Consider the following 20,702-nt stretch of genomic DNA (forward strand, 5'->3'; position numbering starts at 1 on the left):
GAATTGCACGAGAAGAGTTATGAAACTACCCAAGGATTACCGCCCTGCCCCCGACTTGCTTAAGGACAAAATCATTTTGGTTACTGGTGCCGGGGACGGCATTGGTAAAGTGGCCGCCAAAACTTTTGCGGCCCATGGCGCCACCGTGGTTTTGCTGGGGCGCACCCAGTCAAAACTGGAACAGGTTTACGACGAAATTGAAACCCTCGGCGGACCACAACCGGCGATTTACCCTTTCAACCTGGAAGGCGCTGCGCACAAAGAATACCAGGACCTGCGCAACGTATTGGAAGAAACTTTTGGCGTTTTGCACGGCTTGGTGCACAACGCTGGCGAGCTGGGTGAGCGCACGCCGGTGGAAAACTATTCTCCGGATGCCTGGATGCGCGTAATGCAGGTGAACCTCAACGCGCCCTTCCTGCTCACCCAAGCCCTGTTACCGTTAATGGAGCGGGCTGATAACGCCAGTATTGTATTTACCAGCTCTGGTGTTGCCTACCAAGGTCGCGCCTTTTGGGGTGCTTATGCGGCATCCAAGGCAGGCCAGGAAAACTTTATGCAAACCCTGGCGGACGAGCTGGACGAAGCTTCGTCCATCCGCGCCAACAGCATTAATCCCGGCGCAACTCGCACGCGTATGCGAGCCACCGCCTACCCGGCGGAAGACCCAACAACCGTGCCGACGCCCGAAGCGCATATGCCACTGTATTTGTATTTGTTGGGGGATGATTCGGTGGGTATTAGCGGCCAGCAGTTTCAGGCCTGAAGGCACAGACACCCCAGAAGCTTATGGCTGGGGTTGTAACTGTTTTTTTGTCTCAGCGGTGCTCAGCCATGGCCATGGCTCCTAGCAGTGATACTTCCGCTCGGGACAAACCGCAGCGGCGCGCTACTTCGTCAAGATCCAGCCCCTGCTCAAGCAGGGTACTGGCTTGTGAATAGGGATAATCCGTATTGGTGTCGGAGGAGAACTGAGCGGCTGCCGGCTCAGCTTTGATCAAACGCTTTTCCAACGCGATGAGTCGCTGCCCCATACCAATCGACGCACTACCAGTGCTCGCCAGCTCGCGCTCCAGACGCGCGCATTGTTGGCGCAAGGCTATAATGTGCTGACGACTGGACCAGAGTGCCCACAGACTCACCAACAGCGCCACTGCCCCTGACGAAGCACCGATCCACAAAGCCAGCTCTGATCCACTCATGGTCCGCCCTCGCTCAAATTTCTTCGAGCTCTGCCCACTCTTCATCGGTCAGCAATTTGCTGAGCTCAATCAATATCAACAGTTCATCGTTCTTGTAGCAAACGCCCTGGATAAACTTGGCGCTCTCCTCGTTGCCCACATTGGGCGCGGTTTCGATCTCGGACTGCTTCAGGTATACCACTTCCGAAACGCTGTCCACCAACATACCAATCACGTGATTATCGGTTTCGATAATCACCACACGGGTGTTATCGGTAATCTCACCCTGAGATAAACCAAAGCGCTGCCGGGTATCCACCACGGTAACCACATTGCCGCGCAGGTTGATGATGCCCAACACGTAATCGGGCGCTCCCGGCACCGGTGCGATTTCCGAGTAACGGAGCACTTCCTGCACCTGCATCACATTAATGCCATAGGTTTCGCCTTCTAGACGAAACGTTACCCATTGCAATATCTGATCGTCCGGGTCGTTTTTACCCTTTTTGTCAGTGCTGGTCATACCGCTTTCCTCAAAATCTCGTGTGCAAATTCAACAGGCGTCAAAAAAATTACGCTTTTCCTTGGTTTTCTCTTTATTGAAACTATAGCTGGTACAAACGTCGAATCTTACTCGCAGGCGATAAGCCTGCTAAATCAATGGGTTATAGCCGCCGGCTAGAGAGCAAAGGTTCCGGACACCTGTTAACTATAGTCAATTCACGTACTTATGTTGTCCTTTGTAGCAGCTATTGTGCCAAGCTGGGGCTTTTGAGCCGAAACCGTCAGGCGCGCTGCCTGCGCTCGGCTTCCATCAAAATTTGGCCGATGCGCGGCACATCCAGCAATGCGCACATCCGTTCTTTCACCATACCAGCCAGCCACGGCCGTTTGCTTCGCTCGCCACGCCATTTGACATCACTCGGTTCCAGAGTGACCGGCTGACGTACGGAGTCCACAGCCAGACCCCAAGGTACACCATCGATAGAAATCACGTATTTGGCGCTGTCCAAAAACGCTTCGTCATAGCGCTCGGGCATGACGAATTTGGCCGTGTTAACGGTGCGAATCTTTCCCGCGGGTGTTGGCTGAATGCCCATAAACCAATCCACCTGGCCGAACAGTGGCGTAAGCGCATCGGTAATGGGCTGGATCTGACCCAGAGAAATCAGAGGTACCGCCAACGTTAGCCCAGAGACATCGAACAGCAACACATCAAAACGGCTCTGAGCCCAAGCTGGGCGGCCGTTGGGCAACCACTCCAAATCCTTGGCCTGGTAACTAAACGCCTCGGCGCTGACAGGCTCGACAATGGCTTCTTCAATGTCAGGCGCTAAGGTCGACGGCACTTGCGTAGAAGCCAGTGGCTCTTGGATGGCTTCAGGGAGAGGCGTCGGTTCAGGATCAGAAACCAGTGTGTGCACGGGTTCGATCACACTCTCTGCTCGCTCCAGTTCCTGAGCGCTAATAGCGGCGCTGTACAATAGTTTTTGCAGTCGTTCGCGCTGTTCTTCCAACGGGTCCGCATAGCGTGTGGGTGACGCGGCTTCATCGGTGTCCAGAAGCGCGTCGAAATAATTCTGTAAAACCTGATCCGGCGACGGCTGTTTCATGGTGCCACCTTATCCGGTGCGCCGCGCTGGGGCTCACGCTGACACAGCCAGCGGTAGAGGGAGCGATAGGCTTCTACGCCACGACTCTCTGGCTCGTAAACATGCGGTGCCTGACCAGCTTTACTGGCATCCCGGAATTTAGTGTCTATAGGGATCATGCCTGGCCACACGTGCTTGGGGTAAGTGTTGCGAATGGTGAGCAAACTGCTCACCGAGGCCTGAGTGCGGCGGTCAAACATCACCGGTAAGATGGTGTATTCCAGAGGCTGGCGGCGTGACTTGCTCATCATGGTGAGCGTATGCACCATCCGCTCCAGCCCCTTGAGCGCCAGAAACTCAGTTTGCACCGGCATAACAAGGCGCTGCGCCGCCGCCAACGCATTAACCATCAAGACGCCGAGCAGAGGCGGCGTATCCATAATAACCAAATCGTAATCGTCATAAATCTGCGCTAGCGCGCGGGTGAGGACCAGCCCCATCCCCTCCTGTCCCATCGATTGTCTTTCCAATGTAGCCAGTGCGGTGGACGCCGGCAGTACGTCCAGGTTGTCTGTACCTGAGGAGTGTATCAATCGCCGCACGCTTTCCTGAGTCAGGCTCTTACGCTCCTGAAACAGTGTAAATACGCTTAATTCCAAGGTGTCGGGATCTTGACGGAAATAGCTGGTGAGGGACCCGTGCGGATCTAGGTCCAAGAGCAGGACGCGCTTGCCCTGCTCGGCGGCTAAACCGCCCAGGGCAACGGTGGTAGTGGTCTTGCCTACACCACCTTTTTGATTGGCTACCGTCCAAACTCGCAAAATAGCTACCTTTTGTCCTGCTCAGAAACGGCAGGAATCTGTCTTGTGACCGCGTTATCAAGAACGCCTGTAGAGCTTGAGCAATTTCTGTGCCTATCGCGAACGATCCCTTGGCAAATCCGGATCGCTGGAAAATAGTAAATCCCCGTCCTCCAACTCGATGGCCTCAATCAGTGCTTCGCTGCCGTCTGGCGCTTCAGTGGGCAACTCCTGTATTGAAGGCCTGCGCTCCGCCTCGGCGGGCGCTAAGCGGGACTCCACGCTGGCGCTGGGTCGCTCGATTTTCGCGCGGGCAATCATCAATGCAACACGCCGGTTCTGTGCTCGGCCTATAGGGGTATCGTTGCTGGCCGCCGGCTGATGCTCACCATAACCCACCGCAGACAGTCGTTCAGCGGCTACGCCGTCGCGCTCCAGCAGTTTAACCATCGCCGCCGCGCGAGCTGCAGACAACTCCCAGTTACTGGGAAAACGCGCACTGCTGATCGGCACATTGTCAGTGTGCCCTTCCACTTGTATGGGGTTATCCCGGTCCTTCAAGATGGCGGCAATTTGGGAAAAAATCTGCTGTGCCTCCACACTTGGTTCGGCGCTGGCGGATCCAAACAAAATGCTGTCCTGAACTTCAATCTGCAACCAGAATTCGTTGCTGTGAACTTGTATCAGCCGGTCATCAATGAGCGAACCAAACTCTTCGGAAAAAATCTCCGACAGTTGCTCCAGACCATCGAAGCCGTCGCCCAGTTGATCGCCCTCCCCCGCCACATGATCAAGCGGCAACTCAATAACACTGGTGGCTGGTGCGCGGCTAACTTCACCCACCTGGATAGGTTGCATCGAGCGGGGGCTAAACGCCTCCATCAAAGTTTCGGAAAGTTGCCGATGCTTGTTCTCACTCACTTGGGAGACTGAATACATCACCACAAAAAACGCAAACAATAGGGTGATGAAGTCGGCGTAGGAAACCAGCCAGCGCTCGTGATTAACATGCAGTTCAACGGGTTTACGGCGCGGCATGGCAAAGCCTATTGAAGGTAGCCGGTGAGTTTCATTTCGATGGCCCGGGGGTTTTCACCGTCGGCAATGGCAATAATTCCCTCAATCATCAATTCCCGATGTTGGGAGCGTTCGTTGATGCACATTTTCAGTTTATTGGCGATGGGCAGGAGAAACAAATTGGCCAAGGCTACGCCGTAAATCGTCGCCACAAACGCCAGTGCGATACCCGGCCCCAGCTGCTCCGGGTCGGCCAAGTTGCGCATCACATGGATCAAACCCATGACCGCACCGATGATACCGATGGTGGGCGAATAGCCACCCATGCTTTCATAGAACCGAACCGCGTCCTGATCCCGCTGCTCGTCCAGTACCAGTTCATTTTCCATGACACGGCGAATCACTTCCGGTTCGCTGCCATCAACCATCAATTGCAAACCTTTACGGGCGAAGGGGTCGGTTTCGCGTTCGGCAATTTCCTCCAGCCCTAGCAGCCCTTCCTTACGCGCCGTCACCGACCAACGCACAATTTTGTCGATGCCGCCGCGAAAGGCGTTTTGCGGTGGCTTGAATATCCAGCGAAAGATTTTTATCGCTCGCTTTAAATGCACCATGGGCGTTTGCAACATGGCCGCACCCAGGGTGCCGCCAAAAACGATCAAAGCCGCGGGGCCGTTGATGAGTGTGGAGATGGCGCCACCCTCGATGAAGTTGCCCCCAAGCAGAACCGCAAAACCGATGATAACGCCGAGAATACTGAGAATATCCATCTACAACACCTCGCGAGCTATGCTCGGGCCCATATCCGTGAGGCTGAGTATCCGATCCGTCAGCCCGGCCTGGGCCACCGCCATGGGCATGCCGTAAATCACACTGCTGGCTTCATCCTGAGCCCAGATTTCCGAGCCCACCGCTTTCAGCATGCGTGCCCCTTCTCGACCGTCTGAACCCATTCCGGTTAAGACCACACCCAAAACACCAGCACCGAACTGCTTGGCAGCCGAGCCAAAAGTAATGTCCAGGGAGGGTTTATAGGTCACCCGATCATCCTGCATGATTTTAACCGTAGCGCCGTCACCATGGCGCTCAACCAGCATTTGTTTGCCGCCGGGGGCCAACAGGGCCAGGCCTGGCTCCAGCCGGTCACCATCCACCGCTTCACGAACACGGATCTGACATTGTTTGTCGAGCCGATCGGCAAACGCTTTGGTGAAATTTTCCGGCATGTGCTGAACCAGTAAGATGGGCGCCGCAAAAACTCTGGGAAGGCGAACCAGTACATCGGTCAGAGCCACCGGGCCACCAGTGGATGCACCGATAATCACCAGCTCAGGTCTGGCTCTGGAAGAACGGGCTTTGGGTGCTGATATCGGGCGCGGTTGTACCGGCACCGCTGGGCGCTCCGGCTGGGGGGAGACCTTAGGTATGGGTGTGCGGCCACTTTTTCCGAGTGTTAACAGGCGCTCATGCAGCTTGTCACTTAGACTCTGCGCACGCTGGGAGACTTCGCCAAAGTTTTTGGGCATAAAGTCCAGCGCGCCGGCGGCCAGTGCGTCCAAGGTGACTCGAGCGCCTTCGTAGGTCAGAGAGGAAAACATGAGAATGGGGGTCGGGCACTGCGCCATAATCAAACGCACGGCGGTTACGCCATCCATCACCGGCATCTCAAAATCCATAGTGATGATATCGGGTTTGAGGCTCAGGGTTTTGTCCACCGCCTCGCGCCCATTGCCCGCAATACCGACCACCTGGAGATCAGGGTGCCGGTTAATGATTTCCTTCAACCGTTGTTGAAAGAAATTGGAATCGTCGACCACTAATACCCTTAGGGGCATAGGTTAAAACTCCACTGCAAGAGCGACGCGCTGTTAAGGGCGGCGCCAGGAATTGCCCGCTTTGTGCGCATAGCGTTTGAGCAGCCCGGGAACATCCAGAATCAGAGCGATGGTGCCATCTCCGGTAATGGTTGCGCCGGCCATGCCCGGCGTGCCCTGAAGCATTTTCCCCAAGGGTTTAATGACTACTTCTTCCTGCCCCACCAATTGGTCCACCACAAAGCCCACCAGTTGACTCCCCACGGCGACGATGACCACGTGGGCTTCGCTGGTACGATGGGCGCGGGCATCGCCTTTGATCAGCCAATCCTTTAGATAAAAAATGGGAATGGCGTGATCTCTTACTGAAACGCATTCCTGACCATCCACCACATGGGATTTGGTCAAATCCATATGGAAAATTTCCTGCACACTGACCAGAGGCAAAGCAAATGCCTGATCAGCTAACATGACCATCAGGGTTGGCATGATCGCCAGTGTTAGAGGCACTTTGATATTGAGCCGGGTGCCTACCCCAAGGGTCGATTCAATCTCGACCGAGCCATTGAGCTGAGAGATTTTGGTTTTCACCACATCCATGCCCACACCGCGACCGGACACATCAGAAATTTCTTTCTTGGTGGAAAACCCCGGGGCAAAGATCAAATTGAATGCTTCGGTATCGGACAAGCGATCAGCCGTCTCAATATCCATAAGCCCTTTCTCTACCGCGAGAGCACGCAACTTAACGGGGTCCATGCCGGCGCCATCGTCGGTGATGGACAGCAGTATATGATCCCCTTCCTGTTCAGCCGAAAGAATCACCTTGCCTTGCCGTGGCTTGCCATTGGCTTCGCGCACGTCGGGCATTTCAATGCCGTGATCCACAGAGTTACGCACTAAGTGGACCAAAGGGTCGGCCAAAGCTTCTACCAAGTTTTTGTCCAGGTCAGTTTCCTCACCGACCATTTCCAGCGCCACGTCTTTTTTCAGATTACGCGCCAGGTCCCGCACTACTCTGGGGAAGCGGCCGAACACCTTCTTAATGGGCTGCATGCGGGTTTTCATCACCGCGGATTGCAAATCGGCCGTAACGACATCCAGATTGCCCACGGTTTTTGCCAGAGCTTCATCTTGAATATGGTTACCCAGTCGTACCATGCGGTTACGCACCAGCACCAACTCGCCCACCATGTTCATGATGTCGTCCAGACGCTGGGTGTCGACCCGCACGGTGGTTTCCACCGCGGCGGCACCCGCTGGCTCACCTTTGGGCGCTTCCGCCGCCGCGACGGGTTTTGCTTGGCCAGCATCCGGTTTAGGTGCAGGCGTTGCTGGCTTAGCGGCAGGTGCTGGAGACTTGGGTTTCTCTACCGCTGGCTCCTGTGCAGACTGTTCGGATTTTCCAGCCGCGGAACCCTGTGCAGCCGGCCCTTTGCCCCGACCGTGCAGCTCATCCAGCAGTGCTTCAAATTCGTCTTCAGAAATGGTGTCCTGCGCTTCATCTTGACCAGGATTTTTCGTTGTACTCTTGGCTGGCTCTTGGTCCGCTTTGCTAGTTGATTGGTCCGAGTCGGACTTTGCACTCGGGCCTTTGCCCTTGCCATGCAATTCGTCGAGCAACGCTTCGAATTCGTCATCGGCGATTTCGTCACCAGAGGATTGAGGGGCGGCCGCTTTACCGCTGCCAGGCCCTTTGCCCTGCCCGTGCAACTCATCCAGAAGTGCTTCAAACTCATCTTCGGCGATGGTGTCCGCACTCTTTTCGGTTGTTTTTTGATCGGTAGGAGCTTGAGCGGGAGCATCGCTTATGGCATCCAGCAAGCGCTCGAACTCTTCGTCCGTAATATCCTCGCCGGCACCGGCCGACGATGCAGAAGCCGGATCGCGCTCAGCGTCTACCGCACCAGAACTTTGCGGCTCAGATGCCGGCTCATCCTCGGCAGCAACCAGATCCTGGCCTGACACCAAGCGCTCAAGGGCGGATATCAGCTCTGGGGTGGCGGGAACCAGCTCTTTGCCGCTGGAAATTTGTGAAAACTGGCCATTGATGGTGTCCAGCGCCTGAAGCACCACATCCATCAATTCGGGCGTTACGGTGCGCTGACCTGTGCGAAGAATATCAAACAGGTTTTCGGTAACATGGCAGCACTCAACCATGGCGTTAAGCTGCAAAAAGCCAGCGCCCCCTTTCACGGTGTGAAAGCCGCGAAAAATGGCATTCAACAGATCGGTATCGTCGGGTCTTTGTTCAAGATCCACGAGCTGTTCGGACAGGGATTCAAGGATCTCGCCCGCCTCTACCAGGAAGTCCTGAAGAATCTCTTCGTCTTCACCGAAACCCATTCAACCTTCCTCTAAAATCCGAGACTGGACAGTAAGTCGTCCACTTCGTCTTGCCCGGAAACCACATCAGCACGCTCTTTGGCGTTAATTTGGGGGCCTTCAGCAGCCGTCGTTTGACGTTTTTGCTTGGGCTGACTCTCTTTATCGGCATAACCCGATAAACCTGTAACCTCTTCTACCTGTCCAGCGATGCGCACCAAGCTCACTAGATCTTGCTCCACCTCGCTGATCAAACCGATCACTCGCTTCAGTACCTGGCCGGTCAGGTCCTGAAAACCCTGTTCAAGGATGATTTCCTGAAGGTTTTTACTCAGTTGATCAGTGCCGGTGACCATCTGCTCGAAGAACTGATCCATGCGGGCGTAGAGCGCGCGAAACTCGTCAGCACTCATATCGCGGGACTTGAGTCTTGCCCACTCGGTGCTCAATGCGGCGGCCTCTTGCCCCATATCCATGGCAATGGGCGCAGCTTCTTCAACCATATCCATGGTTTTCTCGGCAGCTTTCTGAGTCAGATCTATGACGTATGTCAGACGGTTGGAGGCATCGCGCATTTCCGAATGCTCGATGTTGGGGGGCTCTCGGCTGAGATCGCCGTCAACGTTGAAGTTTACTATTGCGTCGTGGAGTCCCCGGGTGAGGCGACCGACGGACTGGAAGATGTGTCGGTCACGCGCCTCAGTCATGGCATGAATCATTTGGGACGCCTCTTCGTAGCGGTCCCCCTGAAGCTTTTCAACCAACAGTTTGGTGCACTCTTTTAACTCGGCGATGAATTCCTCGTTTTCGTGCAGCTGGGTTTGTGACGCCATTACTTAGCCTTTTTGATTGTTATGATCGAGTCGGAAGCTGGCCGAAAGCCCGGCCTGTCGCGCGGCAACAAAGCGGCCGGTTAACCCACCCGTTCAAAAATCTTTTCAATCTTCTCTTTCAAAGCTTGCGCAGTGAAGGGCTTGACCACATAGCCGTTCACACCTGCCTGCGCCGCTTCGATAATCTGATCGCGCTTGGCCTCGGCGGTGACCATCAACACCGGCAGCGCACCGAGCTTGTCATCGGCACGCACCGCTCGCAGCAAATCGATACCCGTCATACCGGGCATATTCCAGTCGGTAATCAGAAAATCGTAGTCGCCACTACGCAGCATGGGTAACGCTGTCACACCGTCATCCGCCTCATGGGTGTTGGAAAAACCCAGGTCTCTAAGCAGGTTTTTTATGATCCTTCGCATTGTCGAAAAGTCGTCGACAATCAGGATCTTCATGTTTTTATCCAATGCAACCTCCGTCGTAACTGGCGGGACTTTGTTAGGGGCTTAATCCAGCCCTAATTATAACTTTACCTGCTTCCAGTTTAGCAGGACCGGGCCGGAGCGCGGAGCTTCGGGGAGAAAATGGTTCAGATCAGGCGGGCAAACTACCTGCAATCGTCATTTTGGTCAATTATTGTTCTGCCAATCAGACAGTCGGTTGCGCAACCGCAAGGCGGCTTGGCTGTGTATTTGACTGACCCTGGACTCACTAACGCCCAATATTTGGCCAATTTCTTTCAGGTTGAGCTCTTCATCATAGTACAGCGCCAGAACCATTTGCTCCCGCTCAGGCAACTGGGTTATCGCCTGAGCGACGGATTGCTTGAGGGAATCGCGCTGAATATTCTCTAAGGGACTCGCGTATTCGCCACCGGAGCCAGCCACCTCCATCCGCTGTTCGTCATCACCGAAGGTTTCTTCGTAACTGAACAGGCGGCTGGCGCTGGCGTCCCTCAACATAGCAAAGTACTCGTCCAGCTCCACGCCGAGTTCCGCCGCGATTTCCGCATCCTGGGCGTCACGGCCGGTTCGGCCTTCCACGGCGGACATGGCATCGGCGACGCGGCGGGCGTTGCGGTGCACGGAGCGCGGCGCCCAATCACCACGGCGCATCTCATCGACAATAGCACCGCGAATACGAATGCCCGCGTAGGTTTCAAAGCTCGCTCCGCGTGAGGCGTCGTACTTCTGAGCCGCTTCCAACAAACCAATCATGCCGGCCTGAATCAAATCATCCACCTGCACACTGGCGGGCATGCGCAGCATCATATGATAGGCAATGCGCTTCACCAAAGACGCGTGGTCTTCGATGCGGATCCCATTGCCAATTTGTTGGGTCTTATCGTACATGGCTAATCCGGTGACTGCGGCCATTTTTTAGTTACCTCTGACATGCAGGGCTGCGTTTTTTACTTAGCCATCTAGCAAGATCATCCTGATCTGTTGGATGGTCGTCTTTGAAAGACTCGCGCTGACCCTTGGCCAGAAGCGGCGCCTTCCTGCACCGCGTCATGTTTAAGCTGGACGAGTGCTGGCTTGCAGCAATCGTTCGATAAAAAATTCCAGGCGGCCACTCGGAGCACTCGGCAGCGGCCATTGATCCACTACCTTGGCCAGCTCACGGATAGCCTGAGAGGCTTTACAGTTAGGAGCGTACTCCAGTAAAGCGGTCTGTTTTTGCACGGCTTTGCGCACGTTTTCATCAAAAGGCACGTTGCCGACATACTGGAGCGTAACATCCAAAAAGCGTTCGCACACGGTATTCAGTTTATGGAACATGGAGCGGCCTTCTTGCGGGTTGCGGGTCATGTTAGCCACGACGCGAAACCGCTGGCCTTCGTGCTCTCTATTCAGAACCTTAATCAGAGCGTAGGCATCCGTAATGGACGAAGGTTCGTCGCACACCACAACCAGCACTTCATTGGCGGCACGGACGAAGCTAATGACGGTATCGGAGATGCCAGCGGCGGTGTCCACTATTAGGGTGTCCACCTGTTCACCCAGTTCGCTGAAGGCGTTAATCAAACCGGCGTGTTCGCGCGCGCCCAGTGCCGCCATGTGTGGCACACCGGAGGCTGCCGGTACAATTTTTATACCGCCGGGGCCATTAACCAGAATTTCTCTCAAGGTATGAGTGCCGGCCAATACGTCGGCCAAGGTGTGTCGGGCTTTGAGGCCGAGCAGAACGTCCACGTTGGCCAAACCCAGGTCGGCGTCCAGCAGAACTACCCGGCGGCGCAGCTGGGCCAGGGCCAGGCTCAAGTTCACGGAAATATTACTCTTCCCGACTCCGCCCTTACCGCCAGAAACCGCGATTACCTGTACCGGTCGCATTTGACTCATGTGTAATTCAACTCCTCAACTCCCCTGCCGGGCCGTTTATACGGACTCGGCGACCTTCGGCCAGCCCGTTTCGGTACCAGTCCGAGCGTGAGCGGTGGGAGCGCTTTTCAGTAAGGCAGCCGCTTTGGCTACCAGCGTGTGGGCGCGGGCAACATCGATATCCCTGGGTATATCCTGCCCATCGGTAGTATAGACGATCGGCAGACCGCTCTGCATGGCAAGCCCCAGGGCTTCTCCCAGGCTCGCCGTTTCATCCAGTTTAGTAAAAATACAGCCCTGCAAGGCGTTACCGCCATAAGCGTGTACGGAGGCGCGCAGCATTTGCGGATGGCTGTTGCAAGACAGCACCAACAGCGGAGTCACTTGGGGCTGCTGAGCCAGGGTTTGCATTTGCTCGGCCAGGCGGGGATCACCGTGATTGAAACCGGCGGTATCCACCAGCACCAAGCGGCAGCGTCGCAGGCTAAAAAGAACGGATTCGAGGGAGTTGTTCTCATCCACCACGCGCACGGGTACGCGCAGAATTCGGGCCAGAGCGCGCAACTGATCCTGGGCCCCGATACGATGACTGTCGGTGGTCACCAGAGCCACTTCACGTGGGCCGTGCTCCATGACATAACGAGCGGCCAATTTACCAATGGTCGTGGTTTTGCCTGCGCCGGTTGGTCCCACCAACGCATAAACGCCGCCTCGGCTGACTTGGTCGCTGGCATCCACCGGCAACTGTTGCGATAAGGTGGCCAGGGCGTCTGACCAACTATGCCCCAAGCTGTCCGGCCGTTTGCAACCGTGCAGCACCCGGGTGGTGATCTCTTTCGGCAAACCCAGGCGTTCCAGCCGGCGCCCAACACTGGCCATGACTGGTGTACCGGGGGTGCCCTGGGCGCCCAGCATTTGGGACAATTGTTCTTCAAGCAACAAGCGCATTTCTGCCATTTCGGTTTGCAGCTGGCTTAGCTCGGTCTGGTCCGATTTGGCTCGCGCGGATTCCGGCAAGTCTTTCAGACCGTAACGGTCCGCTGCGGAGCCCGGCTTGGGGGCGGACATGGGCATTGCATCGTTAACCGCTGTGCGCCGCGGAATGCCGGCGTTTACCCGTTGGTTCGCACGCAGAAACTCATCCGCGGACTCCTGAGCGGCGCGGGTGGCCATTTGTCTTTGACGGGCTTGCTCAATCGCTTCCACCCGCTGCTGGCCTGAGGTGACGGGATTGAGGTCGTTTTCGCTGTCTAAGGCTTGGGACGGAGCGCGCTCTTGCGCAAGAGGCGGAGCCGCTTGTTTGGTGGTCAAAATTTCCACACCGTCTTTGGTTCGGTTGCTGGACAAGATGATGGCATCCGGCCCCAACTCCTGCCGCACCATCTCCAAGGCGCGCCGCATATCCGCCGCTAGAAAACGTTTTACCTGCATGTCTCTCTCCTCGGTTCTCTTTAATCAGGTCACGGTCCGTGCCTGTGAGATGATGGCTCCGGGTGGTTATTGATTCTTGTCCGCCCCGACAGTGGCATCGATGGTTATTTGTTTGGTTTCCGGTATCTCGGTGTAAGCCAATACCTGCATGTCTGGGACGCTGTGGCGAGCGAAGCGCGAGAGCATCATTCGCAGCGGCGCGGCGACCAACAGCACCAGCGGCTTACCTGCCATTTCCTGCTTCTGCGCCGCAGTGATCAAGGAGCGCTGCAGCCGCTCGGCCAGACTGGGTTCGATAAATGCACTGTCATCGACGCCAGATTTTTGTGCTTGTTGAACAGTACCCAGCAATATCTGTTCCAGTTCTGGATCCAGGGTGATCACCGGCACATTTGGCTCGGAACCCACGATGTTCTGTACGATCTGGCGGGCCAGGGCCACCCGCGCCATAGCCGTAAGTGCGGCGGGATCTTGACTCTTACCACCACTGGCCGCCAAAGCTTCGGCGATGGAGCGCATATCCCGAATCGGCACCCGCTCCCGCAACAAGTTCTGCAACACCTTCAACAACACATTGATGCTGATGGTATTCGGCACCAGTTCTTCCACCAGTTTGGGCGAGGTTTTCGCCAGCATGTCCAGCAACTTCTGAACGTCTTCGTGCCCCAGTAGCTCCCAGGTGTGCTGCTGCAGAATTTGATTGAGATGGGTGGCCACCACGGTACTCGCGTCCACCACGGTGTAGCCGAGCGTCTGCGCTTGCTCTTTCTGACCAGCGTTAATCCAGACTGCGTCCAGCCCAAAGGCGGGGTCCTTGGTTTTTACACCCTCCAGCTCACCGAACACCTGGCCGGGATTGATGGCCATTTCCCGATCTGGATAGACTTCCGCTTCGGCCACGGCCACGCCCATCAGGCTTATCCGGTAACCGTTAGGCGTCAGCTCCAGGTTGTCCCGAATATGTACCGAGGGAATCAAGAAGCCCATTTCCTGGGACAGTTTTTTGCGTACACCTTTGATACGGCCAAGTAGCTCACCGCCCTGAGTGTTATCCACCAATGGAATCAACCGGTAGCCCACTTCCAGACCAATGACATCCACCGGCTGGACGTCGTCCCAGCCCAACTCGGCGGATTCGGTAGAGGGAGGCAGTTGCGCTTGCGGGCGGCTGGCGCCAGCGGATGGTTGAGGTGCGGACACCGACTCGCCACCGCTGCGGCTACTGGAAGGAATAAATTCGCTCTTTCGTTCCTCTACCGCTTCCGGCTGCTGCTGACGCCAATAGATGTAGTAAGCCAGAGCCGCACACAGAAGCCCCAAGCCCAGGAAGGCCACGTGAGGCATTCCCGGAATGGAGCCCATCAACAATAGAATGCCGGCGGCAATGGCCAAAGCCCTGGGCGATGAGAACATCTGCCCGATAACTTGCTGACGCATGTCCTCAGCGCTGTTAACCCGGGTTACCAATATGGCGGCGGAAGTGGACAGCAAAAGCGAGGGAATCTGAGCCACCAGGCCATCACCAATGGTGAGTAGAATGTAGTTCTCCAGCGCTTGCTGGAATTCAAGATCGTGCTGAACCATACCGATGACGAGCCCGCCGATGATATTGATGACGAGAATCAAAATACCGGCAATGGCATCACCGCGCACAAACTTACTGGCACCGTCCATGGCCCCGTAGAAGTCGGCTTCGCTGGCCACGTCCTGGCGTCGGGTCCGCGCTTCATCCTGATTGATCAGGCCGGCATTGAGATCGGCATCAATGGCCATCTGTTTACCGGGCATGGCATCCAGGGTAAAACGCGCGCTCACTTCAGAAATACGTCCCGCACCTTTGGTAACCACCACAAAGTTGATGATCATCAAGATCAAAAAGACCACCAGACCAACGGCGTAGTTACCGCCGATCACCACTTCACCAAAGCTTTGAATCACCTTTCCTGCCGCATCACCACCTTCGTGGCCATTGAGCAGTACCACACGAGTAGAGGCGACGTTAAGGGCCAGGCGCAACAGTGTGGCGATCAACAGGATGGTCGGGAAGGCCGCAAAGTCCAGGGGACGCATGGCGTACACACCCACCAGCAAAACCACCATGGACAGGGCAATGTTGAAGGAGAAAAGTGCATCCAACAAAAAGGTCGGCATGGGCATGACCATCATGCCCAGCAACATAATCAGCAGCAGCGGGATACCCATGTTGCCCAAACCAGCACCGCGGATCTCCCGGAACAGGGCCCGGCGATCAACGTTGTTTAACTGGCGGAAATTGGGTAATGCCATAACGGACGATTTCTTGACGTTTTAGAATGCTTTGGGCATCACTCGCAAGAACCGTACCTATTTGCGTGCCGAACAAAAATTTATGCTCGGCGCTGGCCAGGGGTTAATCGAAACGCATATCTGGAGGGACTTTAACATTGCGCGGGTACGCCGGGCGCTCACCCTGCCCCCGACGATAGCTGCGCAACTGGAATACGTAGGCGAGCACCTGAGCCACGGCCATGTACAAGCCAGAGGGAATCTCCTGCTCCACTTCCGTGGTGTAGTACACCGCCCGCGCCAATACCGGAGATTCAATGATCTCGATATTGTGTGCCTTGGCGATCTCGCGGATCTTCATGGCGGTGTGATCGCCACCTTTGGCCAACAGAATGGGCGTCCCCATGGTGTCCGGGTCGTAGCTCAAAGCCACCGCATAGTGGGTCGGGTTGGTAATCACCACATCCGCCTTGGGCACATCGGCCATCATGCGGCGCTGAGCCATCTCCCGTTGTAACTGACGGATACGACTTTTCACCTCAGGCTTACCTTCGGTGTCCTTCATCTCGTCTTTAACGTCTTGGCGGGACATCTTCAGTTTTTTGGCGTGCTCCGAAATTTGAATAGGAATATCGATCATGGCGATAAAAATCGTCACCGCCGCCATAGCGATGGCCCCGTAGGCACCTAGTTTCAGTGCGTAGATCACGCCAGCGGTGGTTTCCATATCGGACAGGCGAAGTATTTCCTGACGCTGAATCGCCAACACCACAAGCGCCGCACCCAAAATCAATAACACTTTGCCGATGGACTTGCCCAACTCCATAAGTGATTTTTTGGAAAACATGCGCTTGAGCCCCGCGATGGGATTCAAACGGCTCGCTTTTGGCGCCATGGCTTTGGCGCTCAAGAGCCACCCGCCGAGCGATATAGGCCCGATGATCGAGGCCACCAAAAGCACGCCGAACAGTGGCAACATGCTCAGCAAGCCGTGGTAGCCGGAAGCCACCAAATGCTCGACCATAGACGAGGTGTTAAAAACCACATCCCGGCTAAGATCAAAGTTATGCCGGCCAATCGCCAATAACTGGCCACTCATGTAGGTGCCAAAAAAGTAGAGGGAGAAAGTCCCCAGAATCAAGATGGCACTGGTGGTCAGTTCCCGGGATCGGGGAATTTGGCCGTCGTCACGCGCCTTTTCTTTTTTTCGGGGCGTCGCCTCTTCCGTTTTTTCCTGGCCGTTTTCGTTCTCTTCAGCCATTAGGGCAGCCTCAGGATCTCACGTGCGGTGGTAAAGCCCTCTTGCATGACCAGTTCAAAACTGGACAAAAATACCGACAGGCTCACCCACATCACAAAAATGCCAAAAATCAGGGTTAATGGAAAACCCACCGTAAACACGTTCATCTGCGGTGCGGATCGGTTCATGGCTCCAAACGCCATATTGACCACCAGCACGGCCGTAAAAATCGGTAGCGCTATCGCTAAGGCGGCGCGGAACATCCAAGAACCCAAATGCGCGATGTGAACAAAACTGTCAAAACCCAACCCGGGACCGCCAATGGGAAAAGTGCCGAAGCTCTGCATCAGAAAATCAATCACCATTAGATGACCGTTGACGCTTAAGAACAGCAGTGTCGCCAGCAACAGGTAGAACTGGGACAGAATCGTCACATTGACCCCGGTTGCAGGGTCGTTCATGGCCGCAAAACCGAGGCCCATTTTCATGGCGACAAACTGCCCCGCCAGTACAAACACATGCATCACCACCTGGAAGATAAAACCAATGGCGATACCAATCAGCAGCTCCCGGACAATCATTGACATGGCTTCGACCGAGATCAACAGAACATCCGGCGGTGGCGGCAGCAGTGGTGCCACCAACAAGGTGGTGAAGAAAGCCAGGACCACGCGCGTACGGGCGGGAATGGTTTGCGCACCGATCACCGGCATGGCCAGAAACAATCCACTGATGCGCAGCATGGGCCAAATGTATTGACCAATGAACTGCATCAGTTGCTGTTCACTCACCACCAGTTCTTGCATGCCGAAGCTCCGCCCTACCCGATTAGGTAGGGCACGTTGGTGTACAAGCGGTCAAACAGATCCATGAATTCTCGCAACAACCAGGGGCCAGCCACCATGATGCTGGCCAGAGTTACCAGCAATCGAGGCAGAAAACTCAAAGTCTGTTCGTTAATTTGGGTGGCGGCCTGAAACATACTCACAATCAAACCAACCACCAGGCCGGGACCAACAATTACCATCAGCATTAATACAGTAAGCATCAATGCGTCAGCGAAGATATCCATGATGAGTTCGGGGGTCATAGTGTGCCTCCGCTAAACGCCGAAACTGGCTGCTAGGGTGCCGATAATCATGGCCCACCCATCCACCAAAACAAACAACATGATCTTAAACGGCAGGGAGATGATCAGTGGCGAGAGCATCATCATACCCATGGCCATCAGAACACTGGCGACCACAATATCGATGACCAAAAAAGGAATAAAAATCAGAAAGCCAATTTGAAACGCGGTTTTCAGCTCACTGGTTACAAAGGCAGGCACCAAGATACTAAAGGGGATATCTTCAGGCCCATTAAGTACTGGGTTGCCGGCGATCCCCACAAACAGGGCGATGTCCGATTCCCGAGTTTGGCTCAGCATAAAGTTGTGAAACGGCTCTGCGGTTTGGGCCAGCGCCTCTTGCGCCGTGATTTGTTCATTGATGTAGGGTTGCAGGGCATTTTCATTTACGGTTGTGATCACCGGCTGCATAATGAACAGTGTCAAAAACAGGGACAATCCGATCAAAATCTGATTCGAGGGCGACTGCTGCAGGCCCAACGCCTGACGCAGTATCGCGAACACGATAATGATTCGGGTAAACGAGGTCATCATCAACAACAGCGCCGGCAAAAACGTCAGCGCCGTCATGATGGCCAAAATCTGCAGCGTCACGGTGTATTGCTGCGTGCCGTCTGGCTCGGTGGTTACCGTCAACGCAGGCAAACCGGGAATCGCGGGTAAGCCGGTGGCATTCACTTGCGTGGCGAGTGCGCCCGGCTCGGCATCTTCCTGTGCCCAAGTGGGCGCGTTGACCAGACTTAACACCAGCAGCAGACCCAGGCATATCAACCAGCGTGGGGCGACGCTTTGGGGAAATTTATTTATGATAAAATTCACTGGAAACTACCTATCCCCGCCGTCTTTTTTCTGCAGCACGGCCATCAACTTACGACTGAAATCTGACGGGGGCGCTGCCTGACCTGGGTCGATAACCGGCTCTTCAAACACATGCAGTGTGTTGATTTCCCGAGCCGTGACGCCCAAAAGAATTTGCTGGCCGCCCACATCCACCACCACCAGTCGCTCACGCGTGCCGAGGGCCATGGCGGCGACTATTTTTATGGCTTTTTGATGACTGAACATACTGCTTTGACCGAAGCGCCGCAGTAACCACGCCAGGCCCAGAATCAGCCCAACAATCAGCAATAAGCCCAAGGTCATATTGAGTAAGTGGGCACTGGTGCCTACTACAGGGGTGTCAGGTTTTGCGCTCTCGGCGTTCGCCCACAAGGGAAAGGCGAGTGCAATGAGGGTTAGCAGATGCAAGCGGCCGCGCAGGAAGTGTGGCATTCCGAACTCCAAAAAAACGTATTGTACGAGCCTGCTGAGGCGCGGGCAGCGCCGTCAGCGAAGCTTTTTGATGCGTTCGGCGGGACTGATGACATCGGTCATACGAATACCGAATTTTTCATTCACCACAACCACTTCGCCATGGGCAATCAAAGTGCCGTTTACCAACACATCCAGCGGCTCCCCGGCCAGGCGATCCAGTTCTATAACCGAGCCCTGATTCAACTGCAACAAGTTGCGGATGGTAATGGAGGTACGCCCCACTTCCATGGAAATGGACACGGGAATATCCAGAATGACATCCAACTCAGGGTTGGTGTTGGGCCGCTCGTCATCATCCAACTCGTCCAGCGGTGCGGCGCTCACACCACCCGGAGCGTCAGACTCAGTTTCCAATTGCTCTTCCATGGCCGCCGCCCAATCGTCTGCCATATCGTCCTGATCGATAGTCCCGTCTTTATCGTTATCGTTCGCCACTTTTGCCACCCCCTTCGGTCGCCGTTATGTTGTAGGCGTTGCTGTGATCAATAAAACCCTTAACTTTAAGGGCCAGGTTGCCCTGGTGCTGCCCCAGATGGGTACGGAACATGGGCACGCCGTTGGCGGTTACCACATGGTATTCCGGCATTTCCACGGGAATAACATCACCCGTCTTCAAGTTCACAATGTCTCTAAGGGTGATATCTCGACGCACCACATCGCATTCCAAATCCACTTTTGCGGCCAGTACGTCTTCACGCAGCGCCCGCACCCAGCGCTCATCCACATCGTCACTGTCACTTTGCAGACCTGAGTCCAGAACTTCACGAATGGGCTCAATCATGGAATAAGGCACAGTGATGTGCATATCACCACCACCGCCATCCAGCTCCACATGAAAGGTACTGACCACTACCACTTCACTGGGGCTGACGATGTTGGCGAGGGACGGATTCACCTCAGAGTTGACGTATTCAAACTTGATCGGTAAGACCGCTTTCCAAGCCTCTGCCAAATCGATAAACACCTGGTCCAACACCATCTGTACGACGCGCAGTTCTGTGGGCGTAAACTCTCGCCCTTCGATTTTGGCGTGACGGCCATCGCCGCCAAAAAAATTGTCCACCAGTTTGAACACCAAACGCGCATCCAGAATAATCAGAGCCGTACCGCGTAAGGGGCGAAACTTAACCATGTTGAGGCTGGTGGGCACATACAGGGTGTGCACGTATTCGCCAAACTTTTGAATCTGGATACCACCCACCGCCACATCAGCGGTACGACGCAACATGTTGAACATGCTGATGCGGGTATAGCGGGCAAAGCGCTCGTTAATCATTTCCAGAGTGGGCATGCGCCCACGCACGATGCGATCTTGACTGGTAAGGTCATAAGCCTTGACCGAATCCGCCTCCAGGTCGTCGTCGGTATCTATATCACCTTCGTCGACGCCGTGAAGTAGCGCATCAATTTCATCTTGTGAGAGTAAGTCTTGCACCGGCG

At 55.2% G+C, this 20,702-nt stretch carries 22 protein-coding genes; 1 reads left to right on the plus strand and 21 read right to left on the minus strand.

Features of this window, described 5'->3' with window-relative positions; genetic code table 11:
* Positions 1–19 precede the first annotated feature (19 nt).
* Complete coding sequence (locus RBH33_RS15230; protein WP_306733075.1) at positions 20–766, plus strand: YciK family oxidoreductase; 747 nt, start codon at positions 20–22, stop codon at positions 764–766.
* Positions 767–818: 52 nt separating this feature from the next.
* Here RBH33_RS15230 and RBH33_RS15235 read toward each other — a convergent pair whose 3' ends face one another.
* The 21 genes from RBH33_RS15235 to fliM form a co-directional block, all read right to left on the minus strand.
* Positions 819–1,202 carry a DUF2802 domain-containing protein gene (locus RBH33_RS15235; protein ID WP_306733076.1) on the minus strand — a complete coding sequence of 128 codons (384 nt, stop codon included), beginning with the start codon at positions 1,200–1,202 and terminating at the stop codon, positions 819–821.
* A 13-nt stretch (positions 1,203–1,215) separates the two neighbouring features.
* Positions 1,216–1,704: a chemotaxis protein CheW gene (locus RBH33_RS15240; RefSeq protein WP_306733077.1), complete on the minus strand. Its 489-nt coding sequence runs from the start codon at positions 1,702–1,704 to the stop codon at positions 1,216–1,218.
* A 262-nt stretch (positions 1,705–1,966) separates the two neighbouring features.
* The gene (locus tag RBH33_RS15245) at positions 1,967–2,794 is read right to left on the minus strand and encodes a chemotaxis protein CheW (protein ID WP_306733078.1); all 828 of its coding nucleotides are present in this window, start codon (positions 2,792–2,794) and stop codon (positions 1,967–1,969) included.
* Positions 2,791–3,594, minus strand: a complete 804-nt coding sequence (locus tag RBH33_RS15250; protein ID WP_306733079.1) for a ParA family protein — start codon at positions 3,592–3,594, stop codon at positions 2,791–2,793. Before RBH33_RS15250 ends, RBH33_RS15245 begins: the two co-directional genes overlap by 4 nt.
* A 93-nt stretch (positions 3,595–3,687) precedes the next feature.
* Positions 3,688–4,611: a flagellar motor protein MotD gene (motD, locus tag RBH33_RS15255; protein ID WP_306733080.1), complete on the minus strand. Its 924-nt coding sequence runs from the start codon at positions 4,609–4,611 to the stop codon at positions 3,688–3,690.
* An 8-nt stretch (positions 4,612–4,619) separates the two neighbouring features.
* Positions 4,620–5,360: a flagellar motor protein gene (locus RBH33_RS15260; protein WP_306733081.1), complete on the minus strand. Its 741-nt coding sequence runs from the start codon at positions 5,358–5,360 to the stop codon at positions 4,620–4,622.
* The gene (locus tag RBH33_RS15265; protein ID WP_306733082.1) at positions 5,361–6,425 is read right to left on the minus strand and encodes a protein-glutamate methylesterase/protein-glutamine glutaminase; all 1,065 of its coding nucleotides are present in this window, start codon (positions 6,423–6,425) and stop codon (positions 5,361–5,363) included.
* A gap of 33 nt (positions 6,426–6,458) precedes the next feature.
* Entirely contained in the window at positions 6,459–8,750 is a 2,292-nt protein-coding gene (locus RBH33_RS15270) for a chemotaxis protein CheA (protein ID WP_306733083.1), read from the minus strand.
* 11 nt (positions 8,751–8,761) lie between these two features.
* Positions 8,762–9,562 (minus strand): protein phosphatase CheZ, encoded by an 801-nt coding sequence (locus RBH33_RS15275; RefSeq protein ID WP_306733084.1) that lies wholly within the window; start codon positions 9,560–9,562, stop codon positions 8,762–8,764.
* A gap of 80 nt (positions 9,563–9,642) precedes the next feature.
* A complete protein-coding gene (gene cheY / locus RBH33_RS15280; RefSeq protein WP_306733085.1) occupies positions 9,643–10,026 on the minus strand; it encodes a chemotaxis response regulator CheY in 384 nt (127 codons plus the stop codon).
* Between the two features lie 162 nt (positions 10,027–10,188).
* Entirely contained in the window at positions 10,189–10,935 is a 747-nt protein-coding gene (locus RBH33_RS15285) for an RNA polymerase sigma factor FliA (protein ID WP_473752982.1), read from the minus strand.
* A gap of 141 nt (positions 10,936–11,076) precedes the next feature.
* Positions 11,077–11,904, minus strand: coding sequence for a MinD/ParA family protein (locus RBH33_RS15290; RefSeq protein ID WP_306733086.1), 828 nt, complete (start codon positions 11,902–11,904; stop codon positions 11,077–11,079).
* A gap of 36 nt (positions 11,905–11,940) precedes the next feature.
* Complete coding sequence (flhF, locus tag RBH33_RS15295; protein WP_306733087.1) at positions 11,941–13,314, minus strand: flagellar biosynthesis GTPase FlhF; 1,374 nt, start codon at positions 13,312–13,314, stop codon at positions 11,941–11,943.
* A 66-nt stretch (positions 13,315–13,380) separates the two neighbouring features.
* A complete protein-coding gene (gene flhA, locus RBH33_RS15300; protein ID WP_306733088.1) occupies positions 13,381–15,600 on the minus strand; it encodes a flagellar biosynthesis protein FlhA in 2,220 nt (739 codons plus the stop codon).
* 103 nt (positions 15,601–15,703) lie between these two features.
* Complete coding sequence (gene flhB, locus RBH33_RS15305) at positions 15,704–16,840, minus strand: flagellar biosynthesis protein FlhB (protein WP_306733089.1); 1,137 nt, start codon at positions 16,838–16,840, stop codon at positions 15,704–15,706.
* Complete coding sequence (fliR, locus tag RBH33_RS15310) at positions 16,840–17,625, minus strand: flagellar biosynthetic protein FliR (RefSeq protein ID WP_306733090.1); 786 nt, start codon at positions 17,623–17,625, stop codon at positions 16,840–16,842. The genes flhB and fliR overlap by 1 nt, the downstream gene beginning before the upstream one ends.
* Positions 17,626–17,639: 14 nt before the next feature.
* Positions 17,640–17,909, minus strand: a complete 270-nt coding sequence (locus RBH33_RS15315) for a flagellar biosynthetic protein FliQ (protein ID WP_306733091.1) — start codon at positions 17,907–17,909, stop codon at positions 17,640–17,642.
* 12 nt (positions 17,910–17,921) lie between these two features.
* A complete protein-coding gene (fliP, locus tag RBH33_RS15320; RefSeq protein ID WP_373568279.1) occupies positions 17,922–18,758 on the minus strand; it encodes a flagellar type III secretion system pore protein FliP in 837 nt (278 codons plus the stop codon).
* A 15-nt stretch (positions 18,759–18,773) separates the two neighbouring features.
* Entirely contained in the window at positions 18,774–19,220 is a 447-nt protein-coding gene (gene fliO, locus RBH33_RS15325; RefSeq protein WP_306733092.1) for a flagellar biosynthetic protein FliO, read from the minus strand.
* Between the two features lie 54 nt (positions 19,221–19,274).
* Entirely contained in the window at positions 19,275–19,628 is a 354-nt protein-coding gene (gene fliN / locus RBH33_RS15330; protein ID WP_373568280.1) for a flagellar motor switch protein FliN, read from the minus strand.
* A 55-nt stretch (positions 19,629–19,683) separates the two neighbouring features.
* On the minus strand, positions 19,684–20,697 hold the full coding sequence (gene fliM, locus RBH33_RS15335) for a flagellar motor switch protein FliM (RefSeq protein ID WP_306733093.1): 1,014 nt from the start codon (positions 20,695–20,697) through the stop codon (positions 19,684–19,686).
* Between the last annotated feature and the right edge of the window lie 5 nt (positions 20,698–20,702).

Origin of the sequence: Marinimicrobium hydrolyticum, from assembly GCF_030848505.1 — a bacterium.
Taxonomy (GTDB): Bacteria; Pseudomonadota; Gammaproteobacteria; order Pseudomonadales; family Cellvibrionaceae; genus JAVDDU01.

Bases quoted from the DNA above. Each gene is read 5' to 3' on its own strand.
- fliR (WP_306733090.1), bottom strand. From the start codon at position 17,625: ATGCAAGAACTGGTGGTGAGTGAACAGCAACTGATGCAGTTCATTGGT.
- RBH33_RS15240 (WP_306733077.1), bottom strand. From the start codon at position 1,704: ATGACCAGCACTGACAAAAAGGGTAAAAACGACCCGGACGATCAGATA.
- fliN (WP_373568280.1), bottom strand. From the start codon at position 19,628: ATGGAAGAGCAATTGGAAACTGAGTCTGACGCTCCGGGTGGTGTGAGC.
- motD (WP_306733080.1), bottom strand. From the start codon at position 4,611: ATGCCGCGCCGTAAACCCGTTGAACTGCATGTTAATCACGAGCGCTGG.
- flhB (WP_306733089.1), bottom strand. From the start codon at position 16,840: ATGGCTGAAGAGAACGAAAACGGCCAGGAAAAAACGGAAGAGGCGACG.
- RBH33_RS15265 (WP_306733082.1), bottom strand. From the start codon at position 6,425: ATGCCCCTAAGGGTATTAGTGGTCGACGATTCCAATTTCTTTCAACAA.
- RBH33_RS15235 (WP_306733076.1), bottom strand. From the start codon at position 1,202: ATGAGTGGATCAGAGCTGGCTTTGTGGATCGGTGCTTCGTCAGGGGCA.
- RBH33_RS15285 (WP_473752982.1), bottom strand. From the start codon at position 10,935: ATGGCCGCAGTCACCGGATTAGCCATGTACGATAAGACCCAACAAATT.
- flhF (WP_306733087.1), bottom strand. From the start codon at position 13,314: ATGCAGGTAAAACGTTTTCTAGCGGCGGATATGCGGCGCGCCTTGGAG.
- fliO (WP_306733092.1), bottom strand. From the start codon at position 19,220: ATGCCACACTTCCTGCGCGGCCGCTTGCATCTGCTAACCCTCATTGCA.
- RBH33_RS15290 (WP_306733086.1), bottom strand. From the start codon at position 11,904: ATGAGTCAAATGCGACCGGTACAGGTAATCGCGGTTTCTGGCGGTAAG.
- RBH33_RS15245 (WP_306733078.1), bottom strand. From the start codon at position 2,794: ATGAAACAGCCGTCGCCGGATCAGGTTTTACAGAATTATTTCGACGCG.
- RBH33_RS15260 (WP_306733081.1), bottom strand. From the start codon at position 5,360: ATGGATATTCTCAGTATTCTCGGCGTTATCATCGGTTTTGCGGTTCTG.
- RBH33_RS15270 (WP_306733083.1), bottom strand. From the start codon at position 8,750: ATGGGTTTCGGTGAAGACGAAGAGATTCTTCAGGACTTCCTGGTAGAG.
- RBH33_RS15275 (WP_306733084.1), bottom strand. From the start codon at position 9,562: ATGGCGTCACAAACCCAGCTGCACGAAAACGAGGAATTCATCGCCGAG.
- RBH33_RS15315 (WP_306733091.1), bottom strand. From the start codon at position 17,909: ATGACCCCCGAACTCATCATGGATATCTTCGCTGACGCATTGATGCTT.
- flhA (WP_306733088.1), bottom strand. From the start codon at position 15,600: ATGGCATTACCCAATTTCCGCCAGTTAAACAACGTTGATCGCCGGGCC.
- RBH33_RS15230 (WP_306733075.1), top strand. From the start codon at position 20: ATGAAACTACCCAAGGATTACCGCCCTGCCCCCGACTTGCTTAAGGAC.